Below are 22323 nucleotides of genomic sequence, written 5' to 3'. Positions count from 1 at the left end.
AATCTATCTCTATCCTTCTTGAGGCAGGATCATATCTAGTTGAAACGGTGTTTGTTCATTTGAATCAAGTTCAATCGTCTGCTGTTTGAGCATTTTATTTTCTTTACCGATTTGAATCTCATATGTTCCGTGAAATGCTGGACATTTCACATGGCCATTAGCATCGGTTTTTTCAACTCTTTGGGTCGTCCACTCATTTAGAAGCTTTTCATAACGTCGTCCTGCTTCATTTAAAGACCAATCATAATTCACGATGGCTGCATGTTCACCTCTCCAATGGGCACCTGCCCAAAATCCCCACATCAGCACTCCTTTTACGGCTGGATGACTAAATGCGACGCGATATAAAGCTTCCAGGTTATCCGCTCTTCTATTAGGGTCAGGGTGAACAGAATCGTACTCTGTGACCCATATTGGAAGACCGAGCTCAGCCAGCACATCGAGCCTCTCTTTAACAATGACTGGATCGACCCGTTCTTCAAAATGGCCTTGAACCCCAATCGCCTCAATAGGTGCGCCTAACTGACGCAGTTCATTGATATGCGCTTTATAGGCATGGTGTTCACCATAAGAGATCACATTATAATCATTCACAAACAATAGTGCTTGAGGGTCAATTTTTTTCGTTTCTTCATACATCCACTTCCAAATATTTTTCCCAAAGCGATCTTTAAAAAATGAACCATGCATCATTTCATTGTTTACATCCCAATGACGGAACCTTCCCTTAAAGTGATTGCCCGCATGCTCAAGCCGGTTTTTCATGGCTTCATATACTTCGTGATTCGGCAGTGACCTTAGCCAGCTTGGATTCGCATCCTCTACCTCCCAAAATAAAGCGTGCCCCCTCACTGGAAGCTGATGTCGATCTGCAAAATTCAGCATCGCATCTGCTTTTTCGTAGGTGATTTTCCCTCTTTCTGGCTCATTCGCATACCATTTTGCTTCATTCTCAAAAACAGCCCAATTAAAATGCTTCACGAAAAAATCAGCATATTGTTGATTAAATAACACTTGATCATTCATCGCTGAACCAAAGGCGAATTCATGTCTGATTTGCTTTATTTCAACCTCTATTCCTGTTATTGGCTTTTTTTCGCCGTTTGTCACGTTGATCACAAGATCTCTTTGTCTATGCTCTGAGATTCGATCATCCGCCTCTTTTTTCCACATCAGATTTCCCTGCCCGTTTTCGCCCCTATTGAATGAATGATGAAGAAAGCTTCTTTCTTTGACCATGTGAAATCACCCTTATCTTCATTGGATTCATATTACCTATTCAAACTGCCGGTCAGAAGCCGGCAGCTTGATTTTAACCTCTTAGTTGATCAGACGATGGTATTCAGCATAGGCAGTGGCCATATCCACTTGAGACCAGAAGCGGTGATAAGTGAAAACTGGTGCGCCATTCTCCCATTTGCCTGTAGCTTCATTAAATGAAGACTGATATTTACTTTCGAGTGAAGACCATGCTGGATCTTGTTTAATCTTCGGACGAAGATCAGCAAAACTCGCATAGACCCCATTCCCTCCTCGCTGCGGGTCAGAAGGAATGGTGCTGGCTCCAGGAATTTGATTTCCTTGACCAAATGTCCCGTTCCATCCATTTGGGAAATACACTTCTTTTCTAAAGAAACGGTCATAGTCTTCTCTATCTTCCTCTGTCACTATGCCGACGCCATCATTGTAATTCCATGCAACCTCTAGGAGCTGCGCGGCTGCATCTTTCGCTCTTGCACCAAGCGCTGTATAATCACCTGTTTCCTGCTTTGTGGCTGCAGCAAAGAATATCAAAGCTTTGGCTAGACTTCCTAATACGCCCGTATCCTGAGTCGGATCTTTAGTTACAGCTGTTAAATTTGGATTTCCTGTTGCAGACTGGAACCCGTTCCAAGTATCAGGCTGTCCGCTCCAAGCAATATTTCCAGGAAGCCAAAACTCTCCAGGCGCACTTGTTGTAGCAACCGAAACATTCGTTCCTCCTAGAATTCTCTGTCCTTGCTCATCTAAGAAATAACCCTCTTCATCTGACACAGGACGGCTGCCAATAAAAATGTAATCTAAAGCATAGCTGACCCATTTTGTTATGACAGATTTGGCCATTTGGACATTTTCAGATGTTTTGTCGCCATCTTTTACAAAAATATAATAAAGCTCTGCTACGCGCTCCATTGGCCACGCCTGCATTCCAAACCAGTTATTTGAAGGCGGGTCAAGGTAAACAGGTGCATCTTCATATGCCATATCATAAAAAGTACTTCTTCCTGCTGGATAAGCGCTATAGTCTCCATTCCAGCTATTGGTTGCGCCTCCTGCTATGGCTCCTTCTTTCGATTGAAGCCATACGTAAAATTCAAGCTGTCTCTTTAGTGTTTTTTCCCAATCGCTTGCCCCTGTTGCTGAAGATGGCTTTAAGCCTCCTTTATCTGAGGATAAAGCATAAGCAGCGACAGGATTTTGATATCCTTGATGACAATGGCTCGCTCCGATACGCCATGACCAGTTTGCATACTCCCCAAGTCCTCCGCCCCAAGAGGTATACCATGCAATTAAGTAATGACAGGCACCCTTTCCGTTTCCAGGATACGGATTCCCCTGCTTCCCGCTTCCAATCGTTTGAAAATATTTATCGTACATGCCGTAACGGAGGAAATCCCCCATTTTTTTCGCTTTATCAAGATAAGCTGACCGATTATAGCCGAGCTCCTTTGCCCAATACATCGCTTGTATCGCGCGCGCATCAGCATCCGTTGCATTCGTATAGCGCCACTGGGCAGCTGGAGCTTGATTTTCTTTTGTGAACAAGCTCATAAAGCCTTCATTCGGCTTACCAAAAGATTTATCGTCCTGTGATGGATGAGGGATGGACTCCCACACAGATTCTTGCGGACCACGCTGGAATGTGTTCACATAGGCGGCTGTATGTGATGGGTTGAGCAAGTTGCCATAGCCATACCAGTTATCTACGTCAAGGAGCCAGTGCATTAAATACGTTTCATTCGTCCCATAGGTTGATTTCAATTCACTATCAATTGGATCTTGACCAGCAGGACGAGCACCGGTCAACTGGCTTGGGTATTGATCCGGAAATGGTTTCTCTGCTGCGTATGTGGCTGGGCTGGACGGATTGTAAGCGTTCATATGCGGCTGCTCATCATGTCCATCTTCATTGACTGGGATGATGTACTTCTCCATATTGTCCCAAGCTGCCTCTAATTTGCTCCAGTCCCCTGTGTAATGTCCGTACAGCACCTCAAGCCACAGCCAATAGCTATATGCTTCTGAAGTTGTCATATGCCCGTAATCAGGTGCTTCGCAAATCAGTGTCTCGATTGAATGATACGGAATTCCTTCTGGTGAAAAATATCCATTCGCATCGCTTTTGATTTGATGATAAAGCGTTAAAAACCGTTCTTTGTTTGACAAGTCCTTCACCCTTTCAATAAAATCGTTGATTTTTATTTGTCTGGAAGTGTGCCAAATACTAAAACACCATCGTCAAAGACAGGAATCTTTGTTGTTTTTTGCATATTGGATGTTAATCCTTGATAGGAATAATCATTTGAGGCATCCCATATATTCGATCCATTTGGAGCAGATAATCGAAATTGTATTTCCTTCTTATGCTCAGATTCTCCTCTAGGAGAAATAGCAACGCCCGTAAAATCGATTTCTGCAAAATAGACGCGGCTTGATGCGTCATATACTTTTAAAGGCGATAAGGAAGCGCCTTCATTGTAGGCTGCTGTCACTTGAATATCCTTTTCAGTGAATCCCTTTGCAAAGACCTCGCTCAGATTGACGTAATATCTAAAAGATAGTGTTTGACTGCTTCTTGCCGGCCAGCCGGACCTGTTGTACAACACTGCTTTCACTTGAGTAGATGTTGTATCGTTATGCATCACAGCTGCCTCTACAAAAAACTCATCCTCCACTTGTTCTTTAGGCGGGAAATTTGGCAGCTTTGATTGCCCTTCACCAAACAGCTGCACCATTTTGGCGATATTTCCAGTAAAGGCGGCATTATAATCGGTCGCCACCTCGTTAGATATATAATCAGAGATGTCATCATCATATTGATCCTGTGCATTAGGACCCCCTACAAGCGCTCCATAAAGAGTGTGCCGGTGAGATGGAGGATTTGTCAGCTGGTTAGACCATGAGCCATGTGCAGTACGGTGGTGCGGGTGCTTCGGCGGATTCTGGCCAAACCCAACGACGTAGCTTCTATTCAGCGGATTATCACCTAACATATAGTGGGTTTGCTTAATCGCAAACGATTGGTATCGATTTTTCTTTTCTTGATCAGATACCCAATCAGCATAGACAAAGGCTAAAAATGCTGCATTGGCGGCATAACGAAGTGAACCCCATTGATCCAGCCATGCCAAACCGCCAGGCGTATAGGTGATTCTTTCTACTTTTCCATTTTGAACAAGACCTGTGGTCCAGTAATCAAGATTGCGCTCTGTCGATTCTATAAATCTGTTTTCTTTCGTAATTCTTGCTAGTAAGATTTGTGAAGCAAAAAAAGTATTGTCCCATGACATGGTAAACGTATAATCCCAATCCTTCGGCCATTCCTCTACCGCTTTTAATGCTTTGTTTAAATAGGTTTCTTCATTTGTCGCCAAGTACAGCCAGATTCCACCCCAAATAAGTTCGTCAACATAGCCGCTCCAGGAGTTGTAAAATGGCTGCGCATTGGTGACACAATCTGTATATTTGCCGCGATACCTGTCAGCAAATGCATATAGCTGTTTGGCGTGTGTTAAAAGCTTTGCTGCATAGGACGCATCTGTTTCTTTAAAAATGATAGAACCTGCTGCTAAAGCCGCCGCAGTTTGTGCAGCTACTTCTGTGCCAGGACAATGTTCATCAATTTTAAAAGCTGGCCGGTTCATCGGCATCACTTCTGCTGGTCCCCACCAAGCATGATCGGCGTTTCCATCACCTACTTGCGCCCAAAATTCATTCGGTCCTGTATGTGCTTTCAAAAAATAATCTGTTGCCCACTTGATTTGATCTAAGATCTCATCAAGCAATTCTGCTTCTTCATAAGCTTCCCGGTATTCATATACTGTCCATGCAAGCACGGCTGCTGAGTAAGCCATCGGAAGTCCAAATTTCACATGATCTCCTGCATCATACCAGCCGCCAGTTAAGTCATGCCCAACATCCTTCCCGTCCTCTAGTCCAGAATCTCCCCGCCAGTTAAGGCGATTACTTTCCGGAAGCCGGCCTGACCGCTGCGCTTCATAAAACAGCATGGATTTTTGTAGAACCTCTACATAGTTGTAAGATGCCATTATTCTATTGCTCACCCCTTCTTTTTAGTGAAACATTTGATCAATAGACGAACCGCCTCCTTTTTATATTTCGTTTCGTGATCTGTACAGTTTTGAAAAGAATCAAATAGGTTTCAAAAATAAGCATAGTAAACAGCAATCAGCTTTACGCTCATCGAAGGTTTTCTCTTGATTCTCCTTCTGACTGTACCCAGAATGATCATATGTCACTTAAGAACATTTCAGACGGCGAAATTCTCTTTTGAGCTCTATTTGGGTAGAAAGAATGACATACAATCTCTTCTCTTAAAACATCACGCTAAATCAAGATATATGAACGAATAAGAAAATAATTCCAATTGGTAAGAAATCTTTATTAGTTAACATAATAAAATTATTGTATATAAAGAAAGAACGCCCTTTTAGGGCGCTCTTATTTATCACATTAAAATAAAGAAAGCTGGTTTTGATCAGGAAGTGCTTCTAAACAGCCTTGACGATCTAAATATTCAAGGATGGTCTTCGACACTTTTCCGCGTTTTTGTAAATCTTCTTTTGAGAGGAATTCCCCATCTTGCCGCGCGCGGACAATATTTAACGCAACGTTTGTACCGAGGCCAGGGATGGAGTTGAATGGCGGTATTAATCCGTCTCCATCAATGATAAACTCTGTTGCACTTGAGCGGTAAAGGTCAACTTTTTTGAAGTGGTAGCCTCTTTCACACATTTCAAGGGCAAGCTCTAGTACAGTTAATAGGTTCTTTTCTTTCGGTGATGCATCTAAACCTTTTGAATTAATATCGTCCATAACAGCTCGAATCGCATTCGATCCTTTTGTCATCGTTTCAATATCAAAGTCATCCGCACGAACGGTAAAGTAAGCCGCATAGTACAGGAGTGCATGATGCACCTTGAAATAAGCAATACGAACAGCCATTAACACATAAGCAGCCGCGTGGGCTTTAGGGAACATGTATTTGATTTTTTTACAAGAATCAATATACCAGTTTGGTACATTATTATTCTTCATTTCTTCTTCCCATTCAGGAGGAAGTCCTTTTCCTTTACGAACAGATTCCATGATTTTAAAGGCAAGTGACGGCTCTAAGCCTTGATAGATGAGATAGACCATAATATCATCACGGCACCCAATTACTTCACTTAGTTCACACGTTTTATTGTGAATGAGCTCTTGCGCATTTCCGAGCCAAACATCCGTACCGTGTGATAGTCCAGAAATCTGAACAAGCTCTGAGAAAGTCGTTGGTTTTGTATCCTCTAGCATTTGCCGAACAAATCTTGTCCCAAATTCCGGGATACCGAGTGTGCCTGTTTTACAGCCAATTTGCTCTTCTGTGACACCTAGTGGCTCTGTCCCTTGGAAAATCTTCATGACTTCAGGATCATCTGTTGGAATCGTTTTTGGATCAATTCCGCTTAAATCTTGAAGCATACGAATGACCGTTGGATCATCGTGCCCAAGAATATCAAGCTTCAACAAGTTATCATGGATCGAATGGAAATCAAAATGTGTCGTCTTCCAATCGGAACCTGTCGCATCTGCTGGGTATTGAATAGGTGAGAAATCGTAAATGTCCATATAATCAGGCACTACGATAATCCCGCCTGGATGCTGGCCTGTTGTCCGTTTTACTCCTGTACAGCCTTGTACAAGCCGGTCGATTTCAGCGCCTCTCATATGAAGGTTATGATCCCCTGCATAGCCTTTTACGTAACCATATGCTGTTTTTTCTGCAACGGTACCAATCGTACCTGCTCGGTATACATAATCTTCACCGAACAACTCTTTCGTATAGTTATGTGCGATCGGCTGATATTCGCCTGAGAAGTTCAAGTCAATATCAGGGACTTTGTCTCCTTTAAAACCTAAGAACGTTTCAAACGGAATATCATGGCCATCTTTTTTATACGGCGCTCCACATTCTGGACAGTCCTTATCAGGAAGGTCAAAGCCTGAACCAACAGATCCGTCATTAAAGAACTCAGAGTGCTTACAGCTTGGGCATACATAATGAGGTGCAAGTGGATTCACTTCAGTAATCTCTGTTAATGTCGCAACAAGAGATGAGCCGACAGATCCCCTTGAACCAACGAGATATCCATCATCAAGTGATTTTTTTACGAGCTTATGAGAGATTAAGTAAATAACGGCGAAGCCATGACCGATAATACTTTTTAATTCTTTCTCGATGCGGTCTTCTACGATTTTCGGCAAATCATCTCCGTAGATGCTGCGCGCCATTTGATAGCTCATTTCCCGTATTTCTTCATCTGCACCTTCAATTTTTGGTGTGTAAAGATCATCTTTAATAGGTTTAATGCTTTCGACCATCTCAGATACTTTTTGCGTATTTGTTACGACGATCTCTTTCGCTTTTTCGTCTCCTAGGAAGGAGAAGGCTTCGAGCATTTCATCTGTCGTTCTAAAATGAACTTTTGGCAGTTCATGGCGGTTCAGCGGATTCGCTCCACCCTGTGATGAAATTAAGATTTTACGATAAATTTTGTCCTCTGGATGCAGGTAATGTACATTTCCTGTCGCCACAACTGGTTTATTCAGCTTTTCGCCAAGCTTGACAATATTTGTGATGATTTCTTTTAACGCACGTTCATCTCGAACAAGCTCAAGCTGCAGCAGGTGCTGATACACTTCTGGCGGATGTACTTCTAAATAGTCATAAAATGCTGCAATGTCTTCCACCTCATCAGGGGACTTTTGCATCATTCCTTCAAATACCTCACCCTTATCACAAGCAGACCCAACAATTAAACCTTCTCGATATTTCTCAAGCTGAGAGCGCGGAATACGCGGGACCCGGTAGAAGTAATGAATATGAGAAAGTGAAACAAGCTTAAATAAATTCTTAAGACCTGTCTCATTTTGAGCAATCAAAGTCGCATGGTAAGGACGTGAACGCTGGTAAGCATTCGACTGCCCCATGTTTTCATTCAATTGATCGTGATAGGCAATCTCTTTTTCAGCCGCATCTTTTAGCATCTTCAGCATGAGATAGCCTGTCGCCTCTGCATCATAAATCGCCCGGTGATGCTGCGTCAGTTCAATATCGAACTTTTTACAAAGGGTGTTCAGCCGGTGATTTTTAAATTCTGGGTAAAGGAACCGGCCAAGTTCAAGTGTATCAATGACAGGGTTTGACGCTTTATCTGTTTTTAACAGGCGTTTATACGCTGCATTTAAAAAGCCCATATCAAAGCTCGCATTGTGCGCAACAAGGATATCCTGTCCAATCCATTCTTTGAAATCCCGTACGACGTCGACGACATCTGGTGCATCTCTCACCATATCATCGGTGATACCTGTTAATTCGATGGTGGTCGCTGATAACGGGTGATGGGGATTTGCAAATGCCTCAAAGCGGTCAATAATTTCCCCGCCTTTTATTTTCACTGCTGCAAGCTCAATGATCGTGTCATAAACAGCTGAAAGTCCAGTTGTCTCGACGTCGAATACGACATACGTCGCATCCTCTAACAAGCGGTGCTCTGGGTTATATGCAATCGGTACCCCGTCGTCTACTAAGTTGATTTCCACACCGTACATCATTTTGATGCCATGCTTTTTACTTGCTGCATACGCATCTGGGAAGGATTGTACAACGGCATGATCTGTCAGGGCAATTGCTTCATGTCCCCATTTTTTTGCTTGTTCAACAAGTCTGCCAATGCCAGTGACAGCATCCATTTGGCTCATAGGGGAATGTAAATGAAGCTCCACACGCTTTTCACCCTCAGTTGCTGTATCTTCTTTCAGCTGCGGTTTCATTTCATTGACATCATTAGCGATCATGACAAGATCTCTGACAAACGTATCATTTTGAATGCTTCCTCTTGCTTTCACCCACATGCCTTTTTTCAATGATTTCATCAGCTGAGCATCTTCTTTTTCTCTTGCAAACATTTTGATCAAAATACTGTTTGTATAATCTGTGATCTTAAAGATACAAAGCGTTCTCCCGCTTTTCAGCTCACGCGTTTCTGCATCGAATACGTAGCCTTGAACGGTAATTCTTCTTTCCTCGTCCATGATACTATCAAGCGTACGAATTTCTTCATTGTCTTTGATTTGATAGCCAATCATCAGAGGGCCTGACGGAGCTTCATTCTGCTCCTCACTTTCTTTCTTCTCCATCTCAGTGAGGGCTTGCATGGCTCTTTCTTGATCTTCAGCAAACTTTTGTTCTCTGAACTTCTGAATCTCTTGATCTGATACAAAAATTTCTGTATCGAATTGCAGCTCTGGAAAGCCCACTTGTTTAAATGCGGCCTGGAGCATCGTGCTGTACTTCTTCTTAATAGCGAGTGCCTCTGTTTCGCTTTTCGTTTTAATGATGATTTTATGTCCAGACAGCGATGGTTTTTGCTGCTGAAGCAAGCTGATGATTGGGGGAGAAATTCCTTGAAGTTCTTCCACACAATGTGACCAGTACGATTGCACGAGTTCTTCAGATATGTGCGGATCATTCACTTCAATCGTACAAGTGATTTGTGCAATATGTGAAAATGCATTTGTCAGCCTGCTGAGAAACATGGCGTATACTTTGTAAGGCAAAAGCGCCTTAAATTTAAAAAGGAAATGCCAAGTTTTCGTCGCCTTATGCACCGTCAATTTGACGATTTCTCCTTCTTCAAAGTAACGACTGAGGTCATCATCTGTCATTTGAATCTGATTGAGTAATATATGAAATTGCCGCCGTGTGATCGGTAATTGTTCATCCAAGACAGGACCCTCCTTTTGTCAATCAGAAAGGTACCTCTTTTCTACAGGAGGTACCTTCATTTTTTTGTTCGTTTTATGCTTGGCGTATAAATGAAATCAGATCATCAACAGATACTTCATGTGAATCACCTGATTTTCTAAACTTCACTTCTACTATACCTTCTTCTGAACGTTTTCCGCAGCTAATACGAATTGGCAGTCCAATTAAATCACTGTCTGCAAATTTTACTCCTGCACGCTCCTGGCGGTCATCGAAAAGTACGTCGAAACCTTCATCTTCTAATCGCTCGTACAACGTTTCAGCCAGTTCTTTCTGCGCATCGTTTTTCATATTTAATGCAAGGAGGTGAAGGTCATATGGTGCCACTGTTTCCGGCCAAATGATTCCTTTCTCATCGTGATGCTGTTCAACAATCGCTGACAGCGTTCTAGAGATGCCGATGCCATAGCAGCCCATAATCATTGGCTGCGCACGACCATTCTCATCGAGGTACGTTGCATCCATCGACTCAGAATAACGAGTGCCCAGTTTAAAGACTTGTCCTACTTCAATCCCTTTTGCAAACTGGATTGTGCCTTCCCCATCTGGAGAAACATCTCCTTCTTGAATCAAACGAAGATCTGTGAATTCTTTTACTGACACGTCACGTGCAGGATTGACATTGACATAATGATAATCCGCTTCGTTTGCACCAGCGACTGCATTTGTCATTCCCTTCACAGCAAGGTCCGCATAAATATCGACTTCTGCTTCCAGTTTAACAGGTCCAACAAATCCAGGCTCAGTTCCAATGACTTCTAGCACTTCTTCACGTGAAGCAAGCTCGACAAGCTGTGCTCCTACCAAGTTTTTCACTTTCACATCATTTACTTCATGATCGCCTCTAGTAAGGATCAGAACATACGCATCATCTGCTTTAAACAAAACAGATTTAATGCAAGCAGAAGGATCAACTTCTAAAAATCCAGCCACATCTTGAATGGTTTTCACTTGCGGTGTGTGGACTTTTTCAAGTTCTTTGAAGTCCGCAGGATTTGCTTCTTCTCCGTGGTATACAGCCTCAGCCATTTCAATGTTTGCAGCATATGAGGAAGTATCAGAATAAGCGATGGTATCCTCTCCGACTTCTGAAAGCGCCATGAACTCATGCGTATCTTTTCCTCCCATTGCCCCAGAATCTGCAATGACTGGTCTAAAATTGAGACCCACTTTTGAGAACACATTAGAGTAAGCCGTAAACATTTTGTTGTATGTCTCATCAAGGCTTTCTGGTGAAGAATGGAATGAGTATGCATCCTTCATGATAAATTCACGTCCGCGCAGCAGTCCAAAGCGTGGTCTCTGTTCATCACGGAATTTTGATTGAATTTGATATAAAGTTAAAGGAAGCTTCTTATACGATTTCACTTCGCTGCGTACTAGTGATGTGATCACTTCTTCGTGGGTTGGGCCAAGCGCAAATTCGCGGCCATGGCGATCCTTCATACGCATCAGTTCTGGACCGTATGTATACCATCTTCCTGACTCTTGCCACATTTCTGCCTGCTGCAGCACTGGCATTAACAGCTCAGCTGCGCCTGCCTTTTCCATTTCCTTGCGGACGATCGATTGAATATGCTGAATGACTTTATGCGCAAGCGGCAGATAATGATAGATTCCACTTGTATTTTGTCTAATAAACCCAGCTCTTACTAAGAGTTGATGACTTTTTGCCTCAGCATCTGCCGGCACCTCTCGAAGAGTTGGAATGAAAGTCAGGGATTGTCTCATGTCGTTACACCTCATTTATGAAATAGGACTTCTCACAAAAACTCTTGTTTCCCGGAATGAGAAACAAGAGAGAATGGTTTTTATAAAAATAACCGCTGAATGTCATTCCACGTTACCACTAACATTAACAGCATGAGGAAAGCAACACCGATAAAGACAACAAGTGCTTCCTTCTCACGATTAATTGGTTTACCGCGAATGGCTTCAACAAATAAGAATAGTAAACGTCCTCCGTCTAATGCAGGAATCGGTAACAAATTCACGATGCCTAGGTTGATACTGAGGAACGCCGCAAACTGCATTAATGTTAACACACCTTGTTTGGCTACTTCTCCTGTCATGTCATAAATTCCAACAGGACCTGCTAACATGTCTAGTGAAAATTGTCCTGTGACAATTTTTTGCAAGTTCGTTAAGATCAGACCTGCCGTTGAAATGACAGTTGTTCCAGAAGATGAAATAACTTTCAAAAATCCATTTTCCGTTGGCGGATATGATCCGAAACGGCCAATGCTTTTCCCATCTGCTTTTACAGCTTCTGGTACAACCTGCACAGTACTTTCTTTGCCGTCTCGGTCAATGACGACATTCATTTTTTTCTCAGGGTTCTTTTGAACTGTTTGAACGACGTCTGTCCAAGAATTCATTTTCTCGCCGTTAATGGACACGATGTGATCTCCCTGCATGAGTCCAGCCTCAGCCGCCCGGCCGTCTTTCGTCAGCTTACCGAGTACAGGATCATCAACGGTAACCCCTTGAATAAAACCTAAAGCAACCAAAATCACATACGCCAGGATAAAGTTCATAATCGGTCCAGCTGCGATGGCTTTAATTCGCTGCCAAACTGTTTTTGAACCAAATTGACGATTGTATGGTGCAATTTGAATTTCTTCACCATCTGCAATATAGAAGCTTGTTTGACTGACATTGTAGCCAGTCAGAATATCTTCATTTCCAGCTTCATATCCCGAGATTCTCATAGCATGATCTAAATCAATCTGCTCAACTTCGATGACAAGTGCATCAGGATATTTTTCTTTATCATTTAAAATGATCTTTTCTACTTCATTTTGCTCATTGAATAAGAGCCCCACTGTATGACCTGGTTTAATTTCGATAACTTCAGGGTCCTCTCCAGCCATTTTAACAAATCCGCCAATAGGGAGAAGTCTAATGGTATAAACGGTTTCTTTTCGTTTAAAGGAGAAAATCTTCGGCCCAAAACCAATTGCGAACTCGCGGCATAAAATCCCCGCGCGCTGCGCCATAATTAAATGGCCAAGCTCGTGGAAAAAAACGAGCGTTCCAAAAATAATAATAAACGCAATCACTGTATTCACGAACATACCACCTTATGTGAGGATTGATTGAACAAAGTCTCGTGTATCTTTGTCCACTTCATGGATATCTTGCAAACTAGGCGTTGAAATCACATGATGTCTGATTAGTGCCTTTTCAATCAATTCTTCAATTTGCAGGAACGTTACTTTGCCTTTCAGAAATGCATCGACTGCCATTTCATTTGCTGCATTAAGTACAGCAGGCATTGTCCCTCCTATTTTACCTGATTCATAAGCAAAATGTAAGCAGCGATACCTGTCAAAATCCGCTTTTTGGAAATTCAATTGTCCAATCTCCCAAAGGTTCAATGATTTCGCTTCTTGTAACGGCGCCCTGTCAGGGTATGTGAGTGCATATTGAATAGGCACTCTCATGTCAGGTGTCCCTAACTGAGCAATGACGCTTTTGTCGTGAAATTCCACCATCGAATGGATAATGCTCTCTTTATGTAGCAGCACATCAATTTGTTCATAAGGGATATCAAACAACCAATGTGCCTCGATCACCTCGAGCCCTTTATTCATCATCGTCGCTGAATCAATGGTGATTTTCGCTCCCATCGACCAGTTCGGGTGGTTCAGCGCTTCTTCAACCGTAACACCTTCAAGTTCAGTTCGTTTTTTATCTCGGAAACTACCACCTGAAGCTGTCACGATTAAGCGTTCAATATTTTTAGCTTGTTCACCTTGCAGGCATTGAAAAATAGCGGAATGCTCACTATCGACAGGAAGTAAAGGTACATCATATGTTTTAGCGTACTCTTTTACTATATGACCAGCCGTCACAAGTGTTTCCTTATTTGCGAGAGCAATCGTCTTTTTTTGTTCAATGGCCTTTAATGTTGGAACAAGTCCAACACTCCCTACAAGTGCATTGACCACTACGTCCACTGCATCATAGGTCGCTGCCTCGATGTTGGCTTCATCACCAGCAGCCAGCTTCACATCGTATGCAAATGAATGATTTTTTAGCATGTGATAGGTTTCTTCGTCTACACAGCCGACGAATTCAGGCTGAAAGCGCTCAATGATCGGAATCGCCTTTGCTATATTTCTGCCAAATGTCATGGCTTTCAGCTTAAACTTGTCCGGGTGCTGACTGATCACATCTAACGTTTGTTCTCCAATTGATCCTGTTGCGCCTAATAGCGAAATATATTTCAAATTGCCACTCCTTCTCTCGTTCAATAAGTTTCTATGAGGTTAGCTGGCAAACGTTGCGAGCAGTAAGTATAAAAACGGCAGAACGAATAAAAAGCTGTCAAACCTGTCCAAAATCCCGCCATGGCCAGGGAGAATTGTCCCTGAATCCTTCACGTGATAATGACGCTTTAAAGCAGATTCCACAAGGTCGCCTAGCTGTCCAAAGATACTGAGTAAAAGAGTAATAAACATCACAAGCAGATATGATGGCAAAAATCCTGTAACCGCCTGAAACACAAGTGACAACACGACCGCTGTGACGATTCCGCCGATAAATCCTTCTACTGTTTTGTTTGGGCTGATTTCTGGCCAAAGCTTTCGTTTCCCCATAGATTTCCCAATAAAATAGGCTCCTGAGTCAGTAGACCAAATAATCACTGCTGCGAAGAAGATCGCACTCATGCCATATAAGCCTCTAATTTGGATAAAATAATAGAAACTAACGCCAATATATAATGTGGCTAATACAACAAAAGCAACCTCATCGAATGTGAAAGAGTTTTTGCTCAAAACTGTATAAGTTAAAAGTATTAAGACTGCAAATAAAGCAATCTGCATTTTTGATGCGTCCACGTTTGGGAAGAAGCTGTTGTCTCCGCCCATTAAAAGCCAAAGCAATATTAAGCTGACAATACCAGGAAAGCTGAAAATCGAGATCTTTTTCATTCTTAAAAGCTCAAAGAGAGCGACACTTCCCATTAAATAAATCAGCAGGGTAAATGGCATCTGTCCATATATAACTGCTAGCAAAAAGACTGCAGCTGCCAAAACACCCGTCAAAATTCTTTGTTTCATCTGCACCACCCTCTAAATTCCACCGAACCTCCGGCCGCGGCGCTGGTACTCCCCGATAGCGCCTATAAGGTGCTCATCAGAAAAGTCAGGCCAAAGCACATCCGTAAAGACAAACTCGCTGTACGCAATTTGCCAAAGCATAAAGTTGCTTAATCTAATTTCTCCACTCGTGCGAATGAGCAAATCCGGATCTTGAAGAGATTCTGTCATTAAATAAGCTGAAAACATCTCTTCTGTGATGTCTTCTGCTCGAAGCTTACCTTCTTTGACCTTTTCAGAAATTTGTCTGCATGCGGAGACGATTTCTGTGCGCCCACCATAGTTGAGCGCAAAGTTCAAAATGAGTCCGTCGTTGTTCGCCGTACTCTTTACTGCGTTCTCTACCGCTTTTTTCGTATGCTGCGGGAGGCCGTCTGGATCACCTGTTAAACGCACACGGACATTTTCTTCGATGAGTTCAGGCAGGTAGATGTTTAAAAATTCTTCAGGAAGTTTCATTAAAAAGTCTACTTCTAATTTTGGACGTTTCCAATTTTCCGTAGAGAAAGCATACAAAGTCAGCACTTTGACATTCAGCTCATTTGCAAGCTTTGTCATGCGCTTGACGACTTTCATTCCTTCATGATGACCTGCTACCCGTGGAAGAGCACGTTTTTTCGCCCATCTTCCGTTCCCATCCATGATAATGGCGATATGTTCAGGAATTTCTCCATTTAATATGTCTTCTTTTGTCAGGCTTTCTAAGTTGGAAGCTGCTGTTTGCTGATTCTTCCAATTTTTGAGTATATTGAGCATGAGATTCCTCCATCACCCAAAAAGGTTGCGTTCCCGCTAAATAATATAGTCATCAACAGTATTAACAAAAAAACCCCCTGTAAACATGAAGAGGGTCTTTTCACTATTATCTATTGTACATAGTTTTTTCTTAAACTTCCATGATTTCTTTTTCTTTATCTTTCGTCACGTCATCAATTTTAGCGACATATTCATCTGTCAATTTTTGAACATCCTCTGTCGATGATCTTAATTCATCTTCAGTGATCTCCCCATTTTTCTCAAGCTTTTTCAAATCATCGTTTGCATCACGACGCACGTTACGAACAGCTACTTTTGCTTCTTCTGAGTATTTTTTCACGACTTTCACAAGCTCTTTACGTCTTTCTTCTGTCAGCGCAGGAATCGCAATGCGGATCACATTTCCGTCACTTGTTGGCGTGATGCCAAGGTCAGACTTTTGGATCGCTTTTTCGATATCACCGATTGCTGTTTTATCGTAAGGTGTGATAATCAGCATACGTGCTTCTGGCACTGTGATCGACGCAATTTGGTTAAGCGGTGTTTGTGCACCGTAATAATCCACTGTCACTTTATCAAGCAGTGAAGCATTTGCACGGCCAGCACGAACAGTTGCAAGCTCACGTCCGTAGGCTTGTACGGCTTTTTCCATTTTTTCTTTCGTTTGGTTCAACACTTCTTTTGACACGTTATTTCCCCCTCACGATCGTTCCGATTGATTCGCCGTTTACGGCACGTTTAATATTTCCTTCTTCCATAATGGAGAAGACGATTAATGGAATGTCATTGTCCATACATAATGAGGACGCAGTAGAATCCATTACAGCAAGCCCTTCTTTAAGTACATCAAGGTATGAAAGCTTATCATATTTTACTGCATCCGCATCTGTACGAGGATCAGCACTGTAGACACCATCTACATTATTTTTCGCCATTAAAATGACATCTGCTTCAATTTCTGCTGCACGAAGTGCTGCCGTAGTATCTGTAGAGAAATAAGGGTTTCCTGTTCCTGCAGCAAAAATGACGACACGTTTCTTTTCAAGATGACGGATCGCTTTTCTTCTTATGTATGGTTCTGCAACCTGTCTCATTTCGATAGAGGTTTGCACTCTAGACTGAATGCCAAGCGTTTCTAGGCTGTCCTGTAACGCCAGTGAGTTCATCACTGTTGCCAGCATCCCCATGTAGTCTGCTGTTGCACGGTCCATTCCTAGATCACTGCCTGTCTTTCCGCGCCAAAGGTTTCCTCCGCCTACAACGACTGCAACTTCAACATCGAGCTCTGCAATTTCTTTTACTTGCTTTGCAATTGATTGAATGACAGTTGGGTTAATTCCATTTCCAGCATCACCCGCTAGTGCTTCGCCACTTAGCTTCAGTACAATGCGATTATATTTCGGTTTGCTCATGATAACCTCCAAGTGTAAACTATACCGTCTCTTATTATGCGTAAGAAACTGTCTTTTGTAAATCAATATCCTCTAAAAAATAGGGAACACAGTGCTTGTGCTCCCTAAAAAAGCCCCAGAGAGCTTTTCAAACATTATTTTTTCACTTGGCTCATAACTTCTTCAGCAAAGTTGTCTTGACGTTTTTCGATACCTTCGCCCACTTCATAGCGAACATAAGTTTGAACAGTTGCGTTTTTCGTAGCTACAACTTGTTTCACTTTTTCATCTGGGTTTTTAACGAACGCTTGGTCAAGTAAGCAAATTTCTTCGAAGAATTTGTTTAGACGGCCTTCTACCATTTTAGCTACGATGTTTTCAGGCTTTCCTTCTTGAAGCGCTTGCTGTGTTAATACTTCACGCTCACGGTTTGCTTCTTCTTCTGACACTTGGTCACGAGAAATGTATTTAGGGTTTACAGCTGCAACGTGCATTGCGATGTCTCTTGCAAGCTCTTCGTCAGTTGTTCCATTAAGAACAGCTAACACACCGATACGTCCGCCCATGTGCAGGTAAGAACCGAATGCAGCATTATCTTCTTTTGTGATAACAGAGAAACGGCGTAGAGTGATTTTCTCTCCGATTTTCGCAATTGCAGATGTGATATGCTCTTCAACTGTAGAACCGTTTTCCATTTTAGAAGCATGAGCTTCTTCAATTGTTGCAGGTTTAGCAGCAAGCAAATGATCAGCAAGTTCGTTAAGAAGTGCTTGGAATCCTTCGTTTTTCGCAACGAAATCAGTCTCAGAGTTCACTTCTAGGATCACGCCTGTGTTGCCGTCAGTTTTGATAAGAGTTAATCCTTCTGCCGCAATACGGTCTGCTTTTTTCGCAGCTTTTGCGATTCCTTTTTCTCTTAGAAGGTCGATTGCTTTCTCGATGTCACCATCAGTTTCTGTTAACGCTTTTTTACAGTCCATCATACCTGCACCAGTTTTTTGACGCAGTTCTTTAACTAATTGAGCAGTAATTGCCATTTTACATTTCCTCCTTCTATGTTAAAACACGGATTACTAGGTGAAAAAAAGGTGATAAAAGGCATTTCCCTCTTATCACCTTTTGAATAGGTTACGCAGTTGTTGTTTCAGTTTCTGTCGTTTCTTCTACAACAGCTTCTTCTTCGCCTTGTTTAGACTCAAGAATCGCATCTGCCATTTTAGCAGTTAGAAGTTTTACAGCACGGATTGCATCATCGTTTGCAGGGATCACAACATCAATTTCGTCTGGATCACAGTTTGTGTCAACGATACCGATGATTGGGATATTCAATTTACGAGCTTCTGCAACTGCAATACGCTCTTTACGAGGGTCGATAATGAAAAGTGCATCCGGAAGACTCTTCATGTCTTTGATTCCGCCTAGGAATTTTTCAAGACGCTCTAATTCTTTTTTCAGTTGAACGACTTCTTTCTTAGGAAGAACTTCGAACGTACCGTTTTCTTGCATTTTTTCAATATCTTTTAAACGTTTAATACGTTTTTGGATTGTTTCAAAGTTTGTTAAAGTTCCACCAAGCCAGCGTTGGTTCACATAGAACATACCAGAACGGATTGCTTCTTCTTTCACTGAATCTTGTGCTTGCTTTTTCGTACCAACGAAAAGGATTTTTCCTCCGTCAGCAGCAAGGTTTTTCGTGAAGTTGTAAGCTTCTTCTACTTTTTTCACCGTTTTTTGAAGGTCGATGATGTAGATACCGTTACGCTCTGTAAAGATGTAACGCTTCATTTTTGGGTTCCAACGGCGAGTTTGGTGACCGAAGTGAACACCAGCTTCTAGCAATTGTTTCATAGAAATAACTGACATTTTGTTGCCTCCTAATATAATGGTTTTTTTTCCTCCGCTTAAGTCATGTTCACATAAAACTGCGCCACGGCAGCACCTTCATACGAATCATTAAGCGTGTGTATTTAACACCAAGAAATAATATAACACATGATGGACTGACAATCAAGAATCCTTTACAGCTTTCCGCTAAATTTTAATAAAAGCTCGATTTCTGTCTTGCCAGTTTTCATTTCTTTCGCTATTTCTTCTAGTGACCGCCCTTCATCATATAGGGTCTTCACTTGGTCCTCGAATGTTTCTTCTATTTCACTTTTAGAAGGCAGAGAAGCCTCTGTTTCAAGTTGTGGAACGGGTTCGTTTACCTTCTCTTCCTGCACCTCAACTTCGCTAAGGAGAGCCGACAGGTGCTCTGGTACGGGATCTTCACTTTCGACCGATTGCTGGGATTCAATTGGTGGTTGTGGCTGCTTTGGTGTCTGAAGATCCGATTTCAGCTCTTCAGCAGAAAAATCAGGGGAAGCGGCTGCCACTTTTGATAGTTTGTCATTCTCTTCTTTGACCTCCATCAAAAATGCAGCCAGGGTATTTTCCGTTTCTTCTAGAAGTTCTCGCTGCTTTTGTTCTGTTGCCTTCAGCGAATTCATTCTCGTATATAAAATAATCACAAAATAAATAAGTGCAGCATGAAGCATGAAGCTAATCAGCCATAACATATTTTTTCACTCACTAACTCTTTAAGATTGAATGGCTTTATCAAGCAGATGCTTAAGCTTGAACAAGGCCTTTGAATGAATTTGCGAAATGCGCGAAGTAGATAAATTGAGCACTTGACCGATTTCCGTTAATGTCAGTTCTTCTTTATAGAAAAGACTGATCACAAGCTTTTCTTTTTCTGAAAGCTCTGTGATTTTTTCAGAAAGCTGTTCAATTAATTCATCTTTCAGCATTTTCTCTTCTGGAGTCACAGACTTCTCGTCGCGAATCATGACTTGGACGTTCTCTCCGTCTTCTTGATCATGCAGCTTCTCATCGATTGAGAGCAGATTTGCAAAGAATCCTTCATTCATCGTTGTGACGACATCCTGTTCACTCATGCCGAGTTCCTCAGCCACCTCTGTCGGCGTCACATTACGCAAATAACGCTGTTCAAGCTTTTCAATAGCTGCTTCTACTTTTTTTGTTTTTTCTCTTGATGTACGAGGCAGCCAGTCCTCTTTACGAAGACCGTCGATAATGGCCCCGCGGATTCTGAAGGATGCATATGTATCAAACTTCAGATCTCTTCCGGGATCAAATTTTTCAAGGGCATCATATAAACCGAGCATCCCTAGACTGATCAAGTCTTCTTTATGCACTGACTTCGGGAGACCGATGGAAATTCTTCCAACATGATATGTGACGAGCGGCATATAGCGGCGCATAAGATCATCTCCAGCAGCTGGGTCTTTCCACTCTTTCCATCTAGCCCATAGCGCCTGATCTTCGTAATTTAAGGATTGCATCTTTATCCCCCTATACTTCCTTAGTTATATCTTCATAATGCCTTGCTTCACAGTACGGATCTCAAGCTCTGCCGTAAGCGGATCGAATTCGATCGTGCGGCCACTGTTTCCGCCTGTATCCTCACTAATAATCGGGATATGATGAAGAGACAGATGTTCTTTTACAGCTGAAACGTTTCTAGGTCCAATTCTCATTAGATCATTGGTTGACTTAAACTTAAACATTTCCGCCCCGCCAGCAAGTTTTGCCTTTAGCGCATGTTTGCGTGCGCCTGCTTTTACGAGCAGATCAATTGTATGCTTGACACCTGTATCTGCATATTTAGCCAAGTTCTCCACCGCCCCTTTTGAAAGAGAGGAATCTGGAAGCATAACATGGACAAGGCCTGCCAGCTTTTTGTCTTGATCAAACAAGACAAGCCCTACGCAGGAACCAAGACCGGATGTCCGAATGCGGTCCGGTGATTTAACAAGCTGAACATCCGCAATACCAACCTTTACAACTGCCGGAATTTGCACGTTCATTATAGGTTACCTAATGCTTTGAATAGTTTTTCGAATGATTCAAAGTCTGGTAATAGAAACATATTTCCTTTCAGCTCTTGCTTATTTTGATCATCAAAAATAGATGTATCAATCACAATCGCCTGATCCCCAAGAGGACTGAATTGTATCAACCCTTCACTAATGACAGCCCCGAACATATCGAGCGTGACATCTGGAACACTTGGGTAAAGCTGCAATTTGGTTAAATCGGCAAGGGCTGATAAATAAGAACCCGCTAAAATATTTCCAAGTTCATGAAGTGCTGAAGTCCCCATCTCATGTTCATGAATCGTATCAATATCAAATGCCGGATCCTGGACAAGCTCTCTTACAAATTGCTCTGCTTGCTCAAACGGCATAATGAAAAAGATTGAGCCGGTTAAATCCCCTTCCATTCGCAGGAAAATACTTGCAACAGGAAGGTCTGCACCGCCAAAGAAATCCATTAAATCTTCAAACGAGAGAACCTTGACAAAAGGAACAGCCATATCGATTTTTCGATCCAATAGGTTGGCAAGAGCAGACGCTGCGTGGCCTGCCCCGATATTCCCAACCTCTCCTAAAATATCTAGCTGTTCATCTTTAATTTCGTTGAAAATGCTCATTTCACATCCCCCTTAATGAACAGGTGCACCTTGAACGCTCTTGTCGAGGACAGCACCGGCATGAATGATATTGAAAAGACGCTGATCATGCTTAATGATACCTGTCACCCATGACTGTCCTTCTTTTTCAGCTGATTCAGGAGAAGATTCTACTTCTTCCTGATGGACGGTTATGACATCATTTGCTTCATCAACAATCCAGCCGACTTCAATGTCACCAACTTGTACAATGATCATTCTTGTTTCATCTGTAATTTCGTTGTCAGTAGAACCAAGTCTGACTCTCAGGTCAATGACAGGTGTCACAACACCGCGTAAATTAATAACACCGCATATATAAGGGGCAACGCCAGGAACTCTTGTCGGCTGCTGCCATTTTTCAATGGACTTTACTTCTGATACTGAAATGGCGTATTCTTTTTTGTTTACGATAAACACAATCATCTTTTCGCCAGTTTTGATATCTGTACTCATTTCAGACCG

Annotated in this window: 18 protein-coding genes; all 18 read right to left on the bottom strand. The window is 42.2% G+C overall.

Going from position 1 to position 22323, the window contains the following annotated elements; genetic code table 11:
* Nucleotides 1–9 precede the first annotated feature (9 nt).
* The 18 genes from NST65_RS07940 to NST65_RS07855 all read right to left on the bottom strand — a co-directional run bounded on the left by NST65_RS07940 (nt 10) and on the right by NST65_RS07855 (nt 22314).
* Nucleotides 10–1239 (bottom strand): endo-1,4-beta-xylanase, encoded by a 1230-nt coding sequence (locus tag NST65_RS07940; RefSeq protein WP_111927372.1) that lies wholly within the window; start codon nt 1237–1239, stop codon nt 10–12.
* 81 nt (nt 1240–1320) lie between these two features.
* Nucleotides 1321–3426 (bottom strand): glycoside hydrolase family 48 protein, encoded by a 2106-nt coding sequence (locus NST65_RS07935; RefSeq protein WP_342489354.1) that lies wholly within the window; start codon nt 3424–3426, stop codon nt 1321–1323.
* Nucleotides 3427–3458: 32 nt separating this feature from the next.
* On the bottom strand, nt 3459–5309 hold the full coding sequence (locus NST65_RS07930; RefSeq protein WP_034623616.1) for a glycoside hydrolase family 9 protein: 1851 nt from the start codon (nt 5307–5309) through the stop codon (nt 3459–3461).
* 424 nt (nt 5310–5733) lie between these two features.
* A complete protein-coding gene (locus tag NST65_RS07925; protein ID WP_342489378.1) occupies nt 5734–9987 on the bottom strand; it encodes a PolC-type DNA polymerase III in 4254 nt (1417 codons plus the stop codon).
* A 133-nt stretch (nt 9988–10120) separates the two neighbouring features.
* Entirely contained in the window at nt 10121–11818 is a 1698-nt protein-coding gene (locus NST65_RS07920; protein WP_342489353.1) for a proline--tRNA ligase, read from the bottom strand.
* Between the two features lie 80 nt (nt 11819–11898).
* Nucleotides 11899–13164 (bottom strand): RIP metalloprotease RseP, encoded by a 1266-nt coding sequence (rseP, locus tag NST65_RS07915; protein WP_087975441.1) that lies wholly within the window; start codon nt 13162–13164, stop codon nt 11899–11901.
* Nucleotides 13165–13170: 6 nt separating this feature from the next.
* Complete coding sequence (dxr, locus tag NST65_RS07910) at nt 13171–14322, bottom strand: 1-deoxy-D-xylulose-5-phosphate reductoisomerase (RefSeq protein ID WP_326483442.1); 1152 nt, start codon at nt 14320–14322, stop codon at nt 13171–13173.
* A 39-nt stretch (nt 14323–14361) separates the two neighbouring features.
* Nucleotides 14362–15156, bottom strand: coding sequence for a phosphatidate cytidylyltransferase (locus NST65_RS07905; protein WP_024424148.1), 795 nt, complete (start codon nt 15154–15156; stop codon nt 14362–14364).
* 12 nt (nt 15157–15168) lie between these two features.
* Nucleotides 15169–15951 (bottom strand): isoprenyl transferase, encoded by a 783-nt coding sequence (locus NST65_RS07900; RefSeq protein WP_034281803.1) that lies wholly within the window; start codon nt 15949–15951, stop codon nt 15169–15171.
* Nucleotides 15952–16081: 130 nt separating this feature from the next.
* Complete coding sequence (frr, locus tag NST65_RS07895; protein ID WP_024424150.1) at nt 16082–16639, bottom strand: ribosome recycling factor; 558 nt, start codon at nt 16637–16639, stop codon at nt 16082–16084.
* Nucleotide 16640: 1 nt separating this feature from the next.
* Nucleotides 16641–17363, bottom strand: a complete 723-nt coding sequence (pyrH, locus tag NST65_RS07890; protein WP_008344767.1) for a UMP kinase — start codon at nt 17361–17363, stop codon at nt 16641–16643.
* Between the two features lie 134 nt (nt 17364–17497).
* Entirely contained in the window at nt 17498–18379 is an 882-nt protein-coding gene (tsf, locus tag NST65_RS07885; RefSeq protein WP_326483443.1) for a translation elongation factor Ts, read from the bottom strand.
* A 91-nt stretch (nt 18380–18470) separates the two neighbouring features.
* A complete protein-coding gene (gene rpsB, locus NST65_RS07880) occupies nt 18471–19205 on the bottom strand; it encodes a 30S ribosomal protein S2 (protein ID WP_024426991.1) in 735 nt (244 codons plus the stop codon).
* Between the two features lie 155 nt (nt 19206–19360).
* Nucleotides 19361–19900: a hypothetical protein gene (locus NST65_RS07875; protein WP_024424153.1), complete on the bottom strand. Its 540-nt coding sequence runs from the start codon at nt 19898–19900 to the stop codon at nt 19361–19363.
* A gap of 21 nt (nt 19901–19921) precedes the next feature.
* Entirely contained in the window at nt 19922–20689 is a 768-nt protein-coding gene (locus NST65_RS07870; RefSeq protein ID WP_024424154.1) for a FliA/WhiG family RNA polymerase sigma factor, read from the bottom strand.
* Between the two features lie 24 nt (nt 20690–20713).
* Complete coding sequence (locus NST65_RS07865; RefSeq protein WP_342489352.1) at nt 20714–21214, bottom strand: chemotaxis protein CheD; 501 nt, start codon at nt 21212–21214, stop codon at nt 20714–20716.
* Entirely contained in the window at nt 21214–21840 is a 627-nt protein-coding gene (locus NST65_RS07860) for a chemotaxis protein CheC (protein ID WP_342489351.1), read from the bottom strand. The genes NST65_RS07865 and NST65_RS07860 overlap by 1 nt, the downstream gene beginning before the upstream one ends.
* A 12-nt stretch (nt 21841–21852) precedes the next feature.
* Complete coding sequence (locus NST65_RS07855; RefSeq protein WP_024424157.1) at nt 21853–22314, bottom strand: chemotaxis protein CheW; 462 nt, start codon at nt 22312–22314, stop codon at nt 21853–21855.
* Between the last annotated feature and the right edge of the window lie 9 nt (nt 22315–22323).

Source organism: Bacillus sp. FSL P4-0248 (assembly GCF_038593305.1).
In the GTDB taxonomy this organism is placed as follows: Bacteria; Bacillota; Bacilli; order Bacillales; family Bacillaceae; genus Bacillus; species Bacillus safensis.
This window is presented reverse-complemented; position numbering and strand designations above follow the sequence as displayed.

Coding starts and splice junctions, on each gene's coding strand:
- NST65_RS07940 (WP_111927372.1), bottom strand. CDS start 1,239: ATGGTCAAAGAAAGAAGCTTTCTTCATCATTCATTCAATAGGGGCGAA.
- NST65_RS07855 (WP_024424157.1), bottom strand. CDS start 22,314: ATGAGTACAGATATCAAAACTGGCGAAAAGATGATTGTGTTTATCGTA.
- rseP (WP_087975441.1), bottom strand. CDS start 13,164: ATGTTCGTGAATACAGTGATTGCGTTTATTATTATTTTTGGAACGCTC.
- tsf (WP_326483443.1), bottom strand. CDS start 18,379: ATGGCAATTACTGCTCAATTAGTTAAAGAACTGCGTCAAAAAACTGGT.
- NST65_RS07875 (WP_024424153.1), bottom strand. CDS start 19,900: ATGTTATGGCTGATTAGCTTCATGCTTCATGCTGCACTTATTTATTTT.
- rpsB (WP_024426991.1), bottom strand. CDS start 19,205: ATGTCAGTTATTTCTATGAAACAATTGCTAGAAGCTGGTGTTCACTTC.
- NST65_RS07860 (WP_342489351.1), bottom strand. CDS start 21,840: ATGAGCATTTTCAACGAAATTAAAGATGAACAGCTAGATATTTTAGGA.
- NST65_RS07930 (WP_034623616.1), bottom strand. CDS start 5,309: ATGGCATCTTACAACTATGTAGAGGTTCTACAAAAATCCATGCTGTTT.
- NST65_RS07870 (WP_024424154.1), bottom strand. CDS start 20,689: ATGCAATCCTTAAATTACGAAGATCAGGCGCTATGGGCTAGATGGAAA.
- NST65_RS07865 (WP_342489352.1), bottom strand. CDS start 21,214: ATGAACGTGCAAATTCCGGCAGTTGTAAAGGTTGGTATTGCGGATGTT.
- NST65_RS07925 (WP_342489378.1), bottom strand. CDS start 9,987: ATGACAGATGATGACCTCAGTCGTTACTTTGAAGAAGGAGAAATCGTC.
- NST65_RS07920 (WP_342489353.1), bottom strand. CDS start 11,818: ATGAGACAATCCCTGACTTTCATTCCAACTCTTCGAGAGGTGCCGGCA.
- NST65_RS07905 (WP_024424148.1), bottom strand. CDS start 15,156: ATGAAACAAAGAATTTTGACGGGTGTTTTGGCAGCTGCAGTCTTTTTG.
- NST65_RS07900 (WP_034281803.1), bottom strand. CDS start 15,951: ATGCTCAATATACTCAAAAATTGGAAGAATCAGCAAACAGCAGCTTCC.
- pyrH (WP_008344767.1), bottom strand. CDS start 17,363: ATGAGCAAACCGAAATATAATCGCATTGTACTGAAGCTAAGTGGCGAA.